The sequence below is a fragment of the Lysinibacillus sp. 10T31 genome (assembly GCF_056394365.1).
This window is the reverse complement of record NZ_JBFTHS010000008.1, coordinates 41997-55005: the sequence shown is the minus strand read 5'-3', so window position 1 is coordinate 55005 and position 13009 is coordinate 41997. Positions and strand designations below refer to the sequence as shown.

General features: G+C 37.4%; 15 protein-coding genes. 2 read left to right on the top strand and 13 right to left on the bottom strand.

What is annotated here, in order from left to right:
* The first annotated feature begins 319 nt into the window (after positions 1–319).
* The gene (gene rluF / locus AC1DCY_RS06535) at positions 320–1021 is read left to right on the top strand and encodes a 23S rRNA pseudouridine(2604) synthase RluF (protein ID WP_477348556.1); all 702 of its coding nucleotides are present in this window, start codon (positions 320–322) and stop codon (positions 1019–1021) included.
* Between the two features lie 22 nt (positions 1022–1043).
* Positions 1044–1763 carry a DUF6904 family protein gene (locus AC1DCY_RS06530; RefSeq protein ID WP_477348554.1) on the top strand — a complete coding sequence of 240 codons (720 nt, stop codon included), beginning with the start codon at positions 1044–1046 and terminating at the stop codon, positions 1761–1763.
* Positions 1764–1878: 115 nt separating this feature from the next.
* Here the strand turns inward: AC1DCY_RS06530 and AC1DCY_RS06525 are convergent, their stop codons facing one another.
* The 13 genes from AC1DCY_RS06525 to AC1DCY_RS06465 all read right to left on the bottom strand — a co-directional run bounded on the left by AC1DCY_RS06525 (position 1879) and on the right by AC1DCY_RS06465 (position 13000).
* The gene (locus AC1DCY_RS06525) at positions 1879–2373 is read right to left on the bottom strand and encodes a cupin domain-containing protein (protein WP_477348552.1); all 495 of its coding nucleotides are present in this window, start codon (positions 2371–2373) and stop codon (positions 1879–1881) included.
* Between the two features lie 138 nt (positions 2374–2511).
* A complete protein-coding gene (locus tag AC1DCY_RS06520; protein ID WP_477348550.1) occupies positions 2512–2643 on the bottom strand; it encodes a hypothetical protein in 132 nt (43 codons plus the stop codon).
* 39 nt (positions 2644–2682) lie between these two features.
* Positions 2683–3390, bottom strand: coding sequence for an ABC transporter ATP-binding protein (locus AC1DCY_RS06515; RefSeq protein ID WP_477348548.1), 708 nt, complete (start codon positions 3388–3390; stop codon positions 2683–2685).
* Positions 3390–4169 (bottom strand): ABC transporter ATP-binding protein, encoded by a 780-nt coding sequence (locus AC1DCY_RS06510; protein ID WP_477348546.1) that lies wholly within the window; start codon positions 4167–4169, stop codon positions 3390–3392. Before AC1DCY_RS06510 ends, AC1DCY_RS06515 begins: the two co-directional genes overlap by 1 nt.
* Entirely contained in the window at positions 4169–5104 is a 936-nt protein-coding gene (locus AC1DCY_RS06505; protein ID WP_427505313.1) for a branched-chain amino acid ABC transporter permease, read from the bottom strand. Before AC1DCY_RS06505 ends, AC1DCY_RS06510 begins: the two co-directional genes overlap by 1 nt.
* A 13-nt stretch (positions 5105–5117) precedes the next feature.
* The gene (locus tag AC1DCY_RS06500; RefSeq protein WP_477348544.1) at positions 5118–5993 is read right to left on the bottom strand and encodes a branched-chain amino acid ABC transporter permease; all 876 of its coding nucleotides are present in this window, start codon (positions 5991–5993) and stop codon (positions 5118–5120) included.
* A 166-nt stretch (positions 5994–6159) separates the two neighbouring features.
* The gene (locus tag AC1DCY_RS06495; protein ID WP_477348542.1) at positions 6160–7383 is read right to left on the bottom strand and encodes an ABC transporter substrate-binding protein; all 1224 of its coding nucleotides are present in this window, start codon (positions 7381–7383) and stop codon (positions 6160–6162) included.
* Positions 7384–7864: 481 nt separating this feature from the next.
* Positions 7865–8467, bottom strand: coding sequence for a class I SAM-dependent methyltransferase (locus AC1DCY_RS06490; protein WP_477348540.1), 603 nt, complete (start codon positions 8465–8467; stop codon positions 7865–7867).
* 85 nt (positions 8468–8552) lie between these two features.
* Positions 8553–10376 (bottom strand): CotH kinase family protein, encoded by a 1824-nt coding sequence (locus tag AC1DCY_RS06485; RefSeq protein ID WP_477348538.1) that lies wholly within the window; start codon positions 10374–10376, stop codon positions 8553–8555.
* Between the two features lie 46 nt (positions 10377–10422).
* Complete coding sequence (locus tag AC1DCY_RS06480; RefSeq protein ID WP_477348536.1) at positions 10423–11106, bottom strand: DUF4956 domain-containing protein; 684 nt, start codon at positions 11104–11106, stop codon at positions 10423–10425.
* Between the two features lie 144 nt (positions 11107–11250).
* Positions 11251–11823, bottom strand: a complete 573-nt coding sequence (locus AC1DCY_RS06475; protein ID WP_477348534.1) for a polyphosphate polymerase domain-containing protein — start codon at positions 11821–11823, stop codon at positions 11251–11253.
* 12 nt (positions 11824–11835) lie between these two features.
* Positions 11836–12699, bottom strand: coding sequence for a peptidyl-prolyl cis-trans isomerase (locus AC1DCY_RS06470; RefSeq protein ID WP_477348532.1), 864 nt, complete (start codon positions 12697–12699; stop codon positions 11836–11838).
* A gap of 142 nt (positions 12700–12841) precedes the next feature.
* Positions 12842–13000, bottom strand: a complete 159-nt coding sequence (locus tag AC1DCY_RS06465) for a hypothetical protein (RefSeq protein ID WP_477348530.1) — start codon at positions 12998–13000, stop codon at positions 12842–12844.
* Positions 13001–13009 lie beyond the last annotated feature (9 nt).

The following is a 13009-nucleotide window of genomic DNA, read 5'->3' as shown; positions in this document are numbered from 1 at the left end:
TCTACAAATATCGTCATTTTTTATCGAAATAACGATATTTTCATAGATACCCTCTTACACAATATATTGTCAGAAACGAAAAATAATTTCAACTTTTTTTAATTTTTTTAAATTAATACTAGAATCTATAAAAGTAGGTTGGTATGAAAGCACATGGAACGAAGTAGGAGTGAAGAGGAGACTCATGAAAAACATTTTCCAGGAGTGGCTTGTGTAAGCAGTGGCGAAGAGCTATTTTTGCTAGAAAAGCTTCTAAGATTCACGGTGTGACCAACTATAATGTATACTTAAAAATAATATAAATGTATAGGAGAACAGTATGCGCATTAATAAATATTTGAGTGAAACAGGTATCGTGTCTCGTCGCGGTGCGGATAAATGGGTAGAAGAAGGTAAAGTAACAATTAATGGTGAACTTGCTACAGTCGGTAGTCAAGTAGAAGCTGGTGATCTGGTTTGTGTTGATGGAAAAGAGGTAAAGAAAGAAGAACAACTCGTATATATTGCCTTAAACAAACCAGTGGGAATTACAAGCACAACAGAACGTCATATAAAAGGAAATGTCGTTGATTTTGTCAATCACCCTCTTCGCATTTTCCATATTGGACGACTAGACAAAGAGTCAGAAGGACTATTATTACTGACAAATGATGGTGACATCGTCAATAAAATTTTACGTGCAGAAAACCATCACGAAAAAGAATATATCGTGCAAGTTGATAAACCTATTACGGAGCAATTTATCAAAAAAATGGGGGCTGGTGTAGATATTTTAGATACGACAACCCTACCTTGTCATGTTGAAAAAATATCTGATAAAGTCTTTAAAATCATTTTAGAGCAAGGCTTAAATCGTCAAATACGTCGTATGTGTTCGGCTCTTGGCTACTCCGTTAAGCGTCTACAACGCATTCGTATTATGAATATTAAGCTTGGCAATTTAAAAGTTGGACAGTGGCGCGATTTAACAGATAAAGAACGAACAGAACTATTCAAACTACTTAAATACACACCAAAATAAAGCACTTTAAGGGGATAGAACTATGCTGTCAATTCAAAGTACTGAGCAGTTAACTGGCGTACGTATTAGCGGTGATTTTTGGGATTTAGATGAGCTTATTAATGCCATTTACAAAATAACTGGTGATGAAAACAAGTATTATGATTATCAAGGAGCGCGCCTTCGTATTCTTAGTGTTTGTTATAATCTACGTCAAGCTGCCAAGGGAGAGCATCAGCTTGAGTTTGTTAGCAATGGTCTCAATAAAAGTGTACTGACACAGCATGAACTAATTTTCCCAAACAAAAATGTTTATTTCGCAGCAGAGATTCTTTGGCCTGAACTGATCTTTACTGCTATCGCATTAAACGATTTCATTCGCCTACATCAGGAGCTAATTGATTCTTCTGATTGGAATATTGACGTTGCCGCCATTCGTAAATTCCAGGCAGCGGTTGCTGAATGTTTAGAGCAGGAGCTTAATGAGGAAGAATACTTAGTATTTTTAAGAATGCTGCACACTAAAAGTCCATTAACATTCCGTTATGCAACACAGTACGTCGATGTTTTGAACTTAGAGTATATTCAACTAAGCTTGGAGGAACGTAAAGCTCATTTAGCAGCATTTGCTCTCCGATTAATGTTAGAAGACGATGAGTATGTAATGCTAAAATCACAACTCCTGGAAGCGGCGATTACTACAAAAAAATCGTTACATGAAATCGAAATTAAAGCTAAATACCCCGAAACCATTTTGTGGTAAATAGGAAGCGCCGTCTCAACTAATTTTGAGACGGCTCCTTTTCTTTTAATCAATTATGCCTTGGCATAATTGCGTCCGAATTCGGCTTTAACTTATTTCAGCAGGCTGAAATAAGTTAAATTTTCTTATAAGCCATTTTTCGAATAACTTCCTCGTGCTGTGGATAGTCTGCTAAAAGCTCATCTTGTGTAAATAATTCGAAGTCTTCAAAATCAAAGCCTGGTGCAACCATACAGCCTACTAAACTAAATGTATCTGCATCCTCTACTGATGAGCCAAATATAGTATTTTTCGGTACTACTATTTGCGGTACTTCTCCTGCCTCAACATTTAATCCAAGCTTCTTCGCCTCATATGTACCATCTGGGAAAATCATATGGACTGTTAGCGGACTGCCAGCATGATAATACCAAAGCTCGTCCGATTTCAAACGATGCAAATGCGATACATCCTGTGAACGAAGTAAGAAATAAATACTCGTATAAATTGGTCTTTGTACATCCCTTACAGCCATATCTTCAGATGCTCTAAATGAGGATATATAATACCCTCCCTCTGGATGCTCTGCTAAATTTAATTTCTCAATAAAATATTGTGCTGAATACTTCATAAAATATCACTCCTTTCGTCCACATTACCAAATAATAAACGACGAATGCTACTGCTATTCGTCACTTTGATAAGTGTATCCGTCGCTCTGGCCATTCTTTCCGTCACCTTGACTGTTCTTTCCGTCGTTCTAGCCTTTCTATCCGTCGCTTTGACTTCTTTCCGTCACTTTGATCATTCCATCCGTCGTTTTGCTCTTTCTTTCCGTCATCTTGACTGTTCTATCCGTCGTTCTAGCCTTTCTATCCGTCTGCTCACTCCCTTCGCTCATACAAAAAAGACGCCTCGAAAATTGAGACGCCTTCTCCCTCTATAAACCGCCTAAATAAGCTGCCTTTACTTGTTCACTCTCTTGTAGCTCTTTTGCTGTGCCTGATAATACTATACGTCCTGTTTCAAGTACGTACGCACGATTTGCTACTGATAAAGCCATATTGGCATTTTGCTCAACAAGCAATACGGTTGTACCCTCTTTGTTGACCTGCTCAATAATATTAAAAATATTTTTTACCATGAGTGGCGCAAGTCCCATTGAAGGTTCATCCATTAATAACAATTTCGGTTTTGCCATTAATGCACGCCCCATCGCTAGCATCTGTTGCTCACCGCCAGATAATGTACCTGATTGCTGTTTACGACGTTCCAAAAGACGTGGGAATAAATCATACACATGATCTAGATCTTTTTTGATGCCTGCTTTATCGTTACGGAGATATGCTCCAAGCTCTAAGTTTTCTTCAACAGACATATTGGCAAAAACACGGCGCCCCTCCGGAACATGTGAAATGCCTGATTTTACAATTGTCTGTGCAGCCTTCCCTGCGATAGAGAAGCCTTCATATTCAATAATGCCACCCTTTGGTTTTAATAAACCTGACAATGTTTTTAATAATGTACTTTTACCAGCACCATTTGCCCCGATTAACGTTACAATTTCACCCTCATTTACTTCTAAAGAGAGGCCCTTTAATGCTTGAATATTACCGTAAAATACATCTATATTTTGTACTTTTAGCATTAGCCGATAACCTCCTCACCAAGGTAAGCTTCAATTACCTTTGGATTGTTGCGAATTTCTTCTGGTGTCCCATCAGCGATTAATTGACCGTGATCGAGCACGTATATACGTTCACAAATTCCCATAACTAAGCTCATATCATGCTCAATTAGAAGAATTGTTAAGCCAAATTTTTTACGAATAAACGCTATTAATTCCATTAAATCATGCGTTTCCTGTGGGTTCATCCCTGCTGCTGGCTCATCTAATAAAAGTAGCTTAGGTTTCGCAGCTAGGGCACGAGCAATTTCTAAACGACGCTGCATCCCATAAGGTAAATTTTTCGCAAGCTCATCCTTATAAACATCTAAGCCGAAGATTTCCAAAAACTCAATAGATTGATGCTCCATTTCTGCCTCACCTTTAAAATGATTAGGCAAACGGAAAATAGAAGACCACATGGAATGCTTTGCAAGTGAATGGTTCGCTACCTTAACATTATCTAAAACAGATAGCTCTTTAAATAAACGAATATTTTGGAACGTACGACTAATACCTTTTTGTGTTACTTGATATGGTGCAAGCCCGTTCAACTTTTTATCATCAAATATAATCGTGCCTTCAGTTGGCTTATATACTCCGGTAAGCATGTTAAAGCTTGTTGTTTTACCAGCACCATTAGGCCCTATAAGACCTACTAGTTCTCCTTGATTTAGGTACATATTAACGCCCTGTACCGCCTTTAAACCACCGAATTGAATCCCCATATTTTCAACATTGATAAGAAGGTTTCCAGTCATTATTTTGTACCTCCTTTTTTACCAAACTTAAATAAATCCGTAACTTCTTTTGTTCCCATCAATCCTGTTGGACGGTAAAGCATTACGACTATTAATACTAAACTGTAAATAATCATACGTGTTTCTGGGAAGTTTGCTAGATATGCTGAGACTACTGTTAAGAAAACCGCAGCTATGACAGATCCTGAAAGACTTCCTAAGCCACCAAGAACTACATAGATTAAAATATCAAATGATTTTAAGAAACCGAAAGTTGTCGGCTGAATAATGTAAAAGTTATGTGCGAAAATAGCTCCTGCAAGACCAGCAAAGAAGGAACCAATCGCGAAAGCTACAACTTTATAGTAGGTTGTATTAATACCCATTGCATCTGCCGCAATTTCGTCCTCACGAATCGAAATACATGCACGTCCATGACGCGAATTTGTAAAGTTAGAGATTACAAGAATTGTTAAAACTACACCTATGAACGCATAAGTCCAATTCGATAAATATTTAACCTGCATCCCTGCTGCTCCACCAACATAATCCGTATTTAAAAAGACAATACGTATAATTTCCGCAAAACCTAGCGTTGCGATTGCTAAGTAGTCACCCTTCAAGCGTAATGTTGGAATTCCTACGATTAAACCTGCTACTGCTGCTGCCAGTGCTCCTAAGAAAATGGCTAATGGGAACGGAAGCATTAATTTAGTTGTAATAATGGCAGAAATATATGCCCCTACTGCTAGGAAGCCGGCATGCCCAATCGAGAACTGACCAGTAATCCCAATAACAATATGCAAGCTGACCGCAAGCATGATGTTAATGCACATAGTAATCAACATATTTTGATAGTAAATATCGAGAATGTTCGTTGAAATAAGCACCTGAACAACTGCATAGATGACTAGCGCTAATACGGCATAGCCCCAGAAAACTTTAGACTTTTTCATAATCACCGCTCACCTACACTTTCTCACGGGCGTTTTTACCAAAGATACCCGATGGTCTGAATATTAAAATTAAAATTAAAATAACGAATGCCGCTGCATCACGCCATAGAGAGAAACCAAGTGCACTTACTAATGATTCCACAACACCGAGCAACATACCGCCTACCATGGCACCAGGAATAATACCAATACCGCCAAGTACAGCCGCGATGAATGCTTTAACCCCTGGAATAACACCCATTAATGGATCGATTTTTGTATAGTAAACACCAAAGATAACACCTGCTGCACCAGCTAGAGCAGAACCAATTGCGAATGTCGCTGAAATTGTATTATCTACATTAATGCCCATTAAACGTGCTGCATCGGCATCATGAGAAACCGCACGCATTGCTTTTCCGATTTTTGTTTTATGTACGATGAATTGTAAAAGAACCATCAGTACAAGTGCGACAGATAAAATTAATATTGATGTACTACTGATTTGAACACCGAAAACATCAAATGATTTATTAGTAATGACATCAGGATATGCCGCCGGTTGTGCGCCTCTGAAGAAAATAGTTGTATATTCGATTAATAGTGATACACCGATTGCAGTAATTAAAGCCGCAATACGTGTGGCATTTCGCAAACGCTTATAAGCAATACGTTCAATTAAAACACCAAAGATTGCACAGAACACCATCGCCAATAACAGCGCTGGAAAGAAGCCAAGCTCCCATTTAGCAATTGCATAAAAGCCAATAAATGCCCCAATCATGAAGACATCGCCGTGGGCAAAGTTAATCAGCTTAATAATCCCGTATACCATCGTATACCCTAGCGCTATTAATGCGTAGATACTACCTAGTGAAATACCGTTCACAAGCTGCTGTATCCATTCCATGAGCGTTCACTCCTTTTTATTTTTTGAAAAGTGCAAAAATAGTACTTACTTCTACATGTTATTATTGAAAATAGGGTAAATTGTGTCCTCTTTAAAATTTTTTTTCATGATCTTTAAAACATTAAAGGGAAGGCGTGTTTACCCGCCTCCCCTTGCCTAGAAAACATTAAGGATTAACTTTAGAGTTGAACACTTGTTTACCGTCTTTAAATTCAAGAACTGTTGCTGTTTTAATTGGGTTATGATTTTTGTCAACCGAGAAAGTACCTGTTACTAAAGAAAGATCTTTTGTGTCAGCTAAAGCATTTTTAATAGCTTCCCCATCTGTAGAACCTGCACGCTTAATAGCATCAGCAATGTAGTAAATTGAGTCATAGCCAAGTGCATTGAATGCATCTGGTGCTTTATCATTGTTCGCTGCTTTAAACGCCTTTACGAAGTCTTGAATTTTTTGATCCGGGTCTTCTGCAGAGTAGTGGTTAGTGATGTACGTGTTATTTAACGCTTTCGCACCAGCTAACTCTACTAATGTTGGTGAATCCCAACCGTCAGCCCCCATCAGTGGTACATCGATACCCATTTCACGCGCTTGTTTAACAATTAAACCGACCTCTTCATAGTATCCTGGGATAAAAATAAAGTCTGGCTTCTCTCCTTTAATGTTTGTTAATTGTGTACGGAAATCAGTATCCTTCGCTACATATGCTTCTTCCTTTACAACTTTCCCGCCATTTTTTGTAATTGTTTCTTTAAATGATTTCGCTAAACCTTTTGCATAATCAGATGCGTTGTCCGCAAAAATAGCAACATTTTTAGCTTTCAATTCATTAGAAGCGAAGTTTGCTGCTACAATCCCTTGGAATGGATCGATGAAACAAGTACGGAATGCATATTCATTAACGCTACCATCATCATTCACTGTAATGTTTGGGGCTGTACCAGAGCCCGTAACGATTGGAAGTTTATTGCTGTTTGCAATTTGAACAGTAGCAACTGTATTACCAGAAGTTGCCGGCGCTAGCATTGCAACTACTTTATCTTGTGTTGCTAGTTTAAGAGCTGCTGCAGTAGCCTCTGAGTTTTCAGACTTGTTATCTACTTTAATAAGGTCAATTTTTTTACCGTCAATCCCGCCCTTATCATTAATTTCTTTAACAGCAAGCTCTGCACCCAGAGCAATTGAAGAACCATAGGAAGCTACGTTACCCGAAAGTTCTAAGTTTGCACCGATTTTAATAGTATCACCGTCAGAAGAACCGCCACCGCCTGATGATGACCCTCCTCCTGAACTTGAACTATCTCCATTACCACAGCCTGCAAGAACACCTGCAAGTAGTGAAGATGCAACTAAAAGTGAGCCAAACTTTTTAAGCTTTTTGTTCTCTCTCATAATTTTATTCCCCCTGAGTTTTTTCAAATATTAGATATTTCTGATAATTATAAACAATCCACGGCATTTCCTCAATAACAAAAATAACCAAAACGACAATTTATAAACTATCTATAAGTAAATCAAACTATTATTCATTTAAGCCTTTTACATTGTAAAGCATTCTTTATATTTAGTCTAGCGTGATTTTTCAGTATAATTAGTAATTTAAGAATTTTCTATTAACTGTCAATAAATATTACTACAAAACTATTATTTTTTACGAAATAACTCGTTAAAAGAAATCTATTTTCAAAAATTGCAAGATCGAGGATATAAGGCTAACACGTTCTCAGGAAGTATAAATTCGAAATTGCAAACCATTTATTTCCCAGAAAATAAAATAACATCCTAAAATTAATAATCTATAATAAGATTTTCTAATTCGTCTTAGCTGCTACATTTTATTAAAAAAGCTTAGAGCTGGGTTATTTCTACAGCTCTAAGCTTTTTTCAATGCAAACACACAGAGGCGTTCGTTAATATTTGTTTCATTTTCAAGATGAACCTCATGGATTAATTCAAAAGGCGTCCCGTGATGTAAAAACTGTAAATAATCATACGGTGGATAATATAAAATAACATGAATTTCACGCATATGCTGTTCATAAGACTTCCATATATTGTGAATAACTGTACGGAAAATATGAATTGAAAATGGATTGAAAAAAAAGAAAACCGTGTCGCCTGGCTGAATAGCATAGTCCTCCGCTATTGAATGAACAAAGGAAATCGGAGCTTGAGCACTCTTTTTTTGAAGATAGTTCCTTTTATTATTCTCTGCCTCTGCATAAAAACCTGCATCCATTTCTACCCCTATTGTCGGAATATGAAATTTATCATGTACATAAATAGGGACTCTCCCCTTTCCACATCCCATATCGATAAACACTGGAGTATCAGGCATTTCATATTCCGAAAATAATTGTTCTAAGCCAACATACGGTGTTGGCTCATAGCGATGATAATGAGCTAGTTTAGGGAAGCCGTATTGTTCGCCTACTGTGTTAATATGTAAATATTTATCAAATTGATGTTCATTCATACTATTACTCCTTAAAAAAGATTGATTAATTTTAGCACGATAAAAAGCAAAAACCATACCCAAAAGTTTTGGATATGGTTATTTTTTAACGACCTCTTCGGTTAAATTTAAAAACCAAGAGCAGCGCAACTATTAATAAGGCAAAACAAACAATCGCTGTAAGAATTGTATTTTTATCTATAACAGTTTCTTGCTGTTGCTCATTGCCTTGGTTAGGCCACATGGGTCCTCCATTTTTGTCAGGTCGTGGCATTTGGCCACCACCATTTGGTCTTTCTCCCTGATTATCGCCATTTTGATTAAATTGAGGGGCTTGTGAAGGATCAAAATCCTCTGGCATTTGATTCGGATCAAAGTCATCTGGTCTTTGCATCGGATTGTTCATGTCACCCATTTCGCCTGGATTAGGCATTTCCATATTCCCTTGTGTTGTTGCTTCCACAACAAGTTCCCCTGACAGCTGCTTTAAAATAGATTCGGAGCGCTGCTTTGCAAATTCAGGGAGACTTTTTTCCCCTTCTACCGCTTCTATAAATTGCTCTGTTGTAGAGAATTTCGTAGGATCTGCTTCCACATACGTTGTTAATAGCGATGCTAATTTTGTGGTAATATTTTGTATGTTTTCTTCTGTTAAGTAATTAGTCGCGATCTCTTCTAAATAGCCTTCATATTTAGCACGATACTCTTCATTTGAGAGTAAGGCATTTAATAGCGGGCTATCCTCTAATGTTGTGTCAGATACTGGGGTAGTCACACTAAAGTTAATAGCGCTATCTGACATAAGTTCGCCGGATATACCCATCCCCATATTGATTCCACCCTTATTGAGACCACCATTAGGACGTTCTCCTTGCTGTTGTTGAACAACATTATTCGGAAACTCCATGTCTGGTTTATCTAATTGCTCATTCGTCTGTGCATCTTCTGGTGCTTTCATATTGGCATCGGCTGGCATTTGAATATTGCCACCCATTCTACCACCTCCACCAAGGCCAGCAAAGCCACCAAAGGACATATTAAAATCCCAAGGTATGATAGAAAACACACCATCCTTCTCATACAAATAGTAATTGTGTTTCATATTGCTCTGATAACTATCAAGATTTACAATTGCCGTGTTCATAGCAAAGTAACGCAGCATTTCATCGACATCAATATATTTTTCGATATTGCCGCCATTATTGATGGCTTTAACCATTTCAATGAATTTTGATTGATCGACATTACCTTCGTTCGTTTTTAAGCCAATTCCCGTATAATCAGCAATATCATCACTAATATATTTTAAATCACTGCCTGTCCCATCTGGCTTAAACAAAAATCCATCATTAGAACCGTAGTTATTTGCTAGGAATGTTTCATCCACCGCTTCTACCCCTAAAAATAAGCCTCGATCCTCACCATTCACTGTGACATACATATATGAATGAGCCGGTGTAGGTAATCCCATTTGTTCCATCAGCTCATAAGAAATATATTCTCGCATTAATGTTGAATCACTGAAATTATTATTTAAATTTAATTTTTTCAAGCCGTATAAGCTTTGTGTATCATCGTAATAATCGAAATCTATTTTTAAGCTATATCGATCCGAGTCGCTATTTGCAACCGAGTTCAGTGATGAACTTCCTTTTGTACGAATAGCTACATTCTCTATTCTCTTGCCATCTACTGTGATATTAGCTTGCTTCAACTCCTTATCTGTTGCACTTTCTAGCATGTCAGCCCAATCTTCCTCGGCTATTTCAATATCTACCGTTGTTACCTTATTTTTATTAAACACAATAGACTCATAGGAAAACTCGGTATTTTTTGTTTCAATGCCTGCGTTTGGAAGCACAGCAAGTACAACAACAAAGAGGAGTAGCAGAATTGCCATACTAATATAGACAACCCGTGTTTTTATCATTATCTGCACCTCTCTTCATAGTTAGAAAACTCCTCTAGAGTGGTTACTAAGCAGTGAAATTACCATCATAACTAAGCATTACTGCTGATTTTACTCCAGGTACTTTTGTAAGATTGTCCATCAATTTTGTATCATTTTGTTTAACACGAATTTCATAGGTTGTTTCGATTTCAACATCCGACATAATAGATTTTGATTTTAAAGAGAATTTTTTCGATTGTGCCGCAATAATACGCTCCACTTCCTCACAAGCAAAATCTTCTTCAAATTTAACAATTAATAAATATGGATTTTCCACTGTAATTTTGTTCACTAACACGAGTAGTACGAGACCAATTAGAACGGCACCGATTATAACAAGTGGAATAAATCCTGCACCACAAAGAATTCCAGAAACTATTGCCCAGAAAATATACACTAAATCCATAGGATCTTTAATAGGTGTACGGAAACGCACGATTGATAGTGCACCAACCATACCTAACGATAACAGCACATTTGAACTTATTCCCATAATCACTAGTGCAGTTGCCATTGTCATAATGAGTAACGAAATATTGAAGGAATGAGAGTAAATCACTCCGTTAAAAGTTTTCTTATAAACAGCGTAAATAAACAGCCCCACAAAGAACGCTACAACTAACCCTAAAAGTGAATCTATTAATGAAAATGATGTTGTTTTCTCTAAAAAGCTGGATTTAAAAATATCGTTAAATTTCATTGTATCCATTATTTAATTCTCCTTTATACATACATACGACTAAGCTGATATTTCGAATATGCCTCAGCACGTGTATCTACTGATTGTAATAAGTACTTAATAATATCCGGCAAGTACTCATCATACTTCACTTCTAAAATAACTAAGTTTGGCTCAAGTAACATCAACCATCGGCAGTTTCGGATTAAACATATCTGTATTACGTAGGCTCGACTGTACTTTACTATCAAATGTGACACGCACATTTCCAAAGGGATAGATGTAAGCCTCACGCTCGTAATCGACAACTGTCATTGGTTTGAATTGGTTATACTTCATGTCCTTATATAAATCTTGAATTAACGCTCGTTCATCTTCCTCCATCCAAGCGATATCCCCACCACGCATTTTTTCATATTCCTTTTGGGATATGGCACACTTCGTTTTAAAGGTTAAATTATTTCGTTTACTTTTTCGCTCCAAATTTATAGTTGTAGTGGATTTACCGTAAATTCGTACTCGATATTTATCTCGATTGATATAACCCTCTTTTTTTTCATTTAGAACTTTGTTTTCAAAATTATCAAAGTATGTGCTGCGAATTAAATACTTACCATTTATCCCAGCATTCTTGTCTAACTGCATTACATGTTGTATCTTAGTTTTTAATAAAGCATAGTCCGGATAGGAGATAGCCTGTTTAATCTCCTTTCGACCGTTAGGATTAAACGAAGTAATAGTAGGCATATAGTTAACTCCTTACTTTTTTTCTATTTTGTACTGCTCCTGTTTTTCTGCTAACCAAGATGAGTATTCCTCATTTATGCGATCCTCCAGCACAGTCTCATAAACTTCATCTTTTACATCCTCGAATACAGCCTCTTCTGCAGGTACTTTTTCGGTTACTTTAATGATGTGATAACCTTCTGACGTTTGAACAATGTCACTGACACTACCTTTTTCAAGGCCAAATGCAGCTTCTTCAAATTTCTCATCCATTTGTCCTCGACTAATATAGCCTATTTCCCCACCAGCCTCATTCGTTGATGAATCAATTGAATATGTTTTTGCTAGCTCTTTAAAATCCTCCCCGGCTTTTATTTTTGCTAGCACATCCTTTGCTGTTGCCTCATCTTCCAATAAAATATGACTAGCTACAACCTCTTCCTTTTGTCCATAGCTATCCTTATTGTTTTCAAAATATTGAGCTACTTCCTCATCTGATATGTCAATGCTTGCAGCAATAACATTTTTGGTAAGCTGATACATGCTAATACTATCCTTCACACTCTGCTCTGTTAGTCCATTCGCCTCTAGTGCATTTTGTAACGATTCCTCCCCACCATACGACTCCGCTAACTCCTCATACTCTTCCTGAATAGAGTCCTCGGATACAGAAACACCCTCTTTTTTCGCCTCTAGCTCGACTATTTTATTGTTAATCAGTGTATCTAGTACCTCTGTACCATATTGTTCACGCAATGCGTCATCTAGTTCTGTTTGTAAAATCTTTTCACCATCAACCTTCGCCACATAATCACTACTCTCACCACAACCGAATAGTAATATTAATAATGCTGCAGGTAAGGTCGCCATTTGGAAAAACCTTTTGTTTTCGGCCATCCTTGATCCCGTCCTTTCTGTTGGTTTCTTGTTTACAATGCTTACTATAATGGCCTAATGTGTCAGTCAGATGTCAGCTTTACATTTCCTTCAAAAAATCTTTACAAAAAAAGCTACCACGCCTTTTAGAGCGTAGTAGCCCTCATGTTGTTGAAAAGCTATGGCCCTTCAGCAAAAAAAATTGGTTGATTTCCGTTCCGGCTGGGCGCTTTCCTGGGGGCGTCCGATGAGCCGCTTCGCTGCGCTCCAGGGTCTCATCTGTGACGCTGATCCCCGAGGAGTCGCCCAGCCTCCACTCCAATCAACCACT

Coding starts and splice junctions, on each gene's coding strand:
- AC1DCY_RS06500 (WP_477348544.1), bottom strand. CDS start 5,993: ATGGAATGGATACAGCAGCTTGTGAACGGTATTTCACTAGGTAGTATC.
- rluF (WP_477348556.1), top strand. CDS start 320: ATGCGCATTAATAAATATTTGAGTGAAACAGGTATCGTGTCTCGTCGC.
- AC1DCY_RS06490 (WP_477348540.1), bottom strand. CDS start 8,467: ATGAATGAACATCAATTTGATAAATATTTACATATTAACACAGTAGGC.
- AC1DCY_RS06475 (WP_477348534.1), bottom strand. CDS start 11,823: ATGCCTACTATTACTTCGTTTAATCCTAACGGTCGAAAGGAGATTAAA.
- AC1DCY_RS06510 (WP_477348546.1), bottom strand. CDS start 4,169: ATGACTGGAAACCTTCTTATCAATGTTGAAAATATGGGGATTCAATTC.
- AC1DCY_RS06470 (WP_477348532.1), bottom strand. CDS start 12,699: ATGGCCGAAAACAAAAGGTTTTTCCAAATGGCGACCTTACCTGCAGCA.
- AC1DCY_RS06480 (WP_477348536.1), bottom strand. CDS start 11,106: ATGGATACAATGAAATTTAACGATATTTTTAAATCCAGCTTTTTAGAG.
- AC1DCY_RS06530 (WP_477348554.1), top strand. CDS start 1,044: ATGCTGTCAATTCAAAGTACTGAGCAGTTAACTGGCGTACGTATTAGC.
- AC1DCY_RS06515 (WP_477348548.1), bottom strand. CDS start 3,390: ATGCTAAAAGTACAAAATATAGATGTATTTTACGGTAATATTCAAGCA.
- AC1DCY_RS06495 (WP_477348542.1), bottom strand. CDS start 7,383: ATGAGAGAGAACAAAAAGCTTAAAAAGTTTGGCTCACTTTTAGTTGCA.
- AC1DCY_RS06505 (WP_427505313.1), bottom strand. CDS start 5,104: ATGAAAAAGTCTAAAGTTTTCTGGGGCTATGCCGTATTAGCGCTAGTC.
- AC1DCY_RS06525 (WP_477348552.1), bottom strand. CDS start 2,373: ATGAAGTATTCAGCACAATATTTTATTGAGAAATTAAATTTAGCAGAG.
- AC1DCY_RS06520 (WP_477348550.1), bottom strand. CDS start 2,643: ATGAGCGAAGGGAGTGAGCAGACGGATAGAAAGGCTAGAACGACGGAT.
- AC1DCY_RS06485 (WP_477348538.1), bottom strand. CDS start 10,376: ATGATAAAAACACGGGTTGTCTATATTAGTATGGCAATTCTGCTACTC.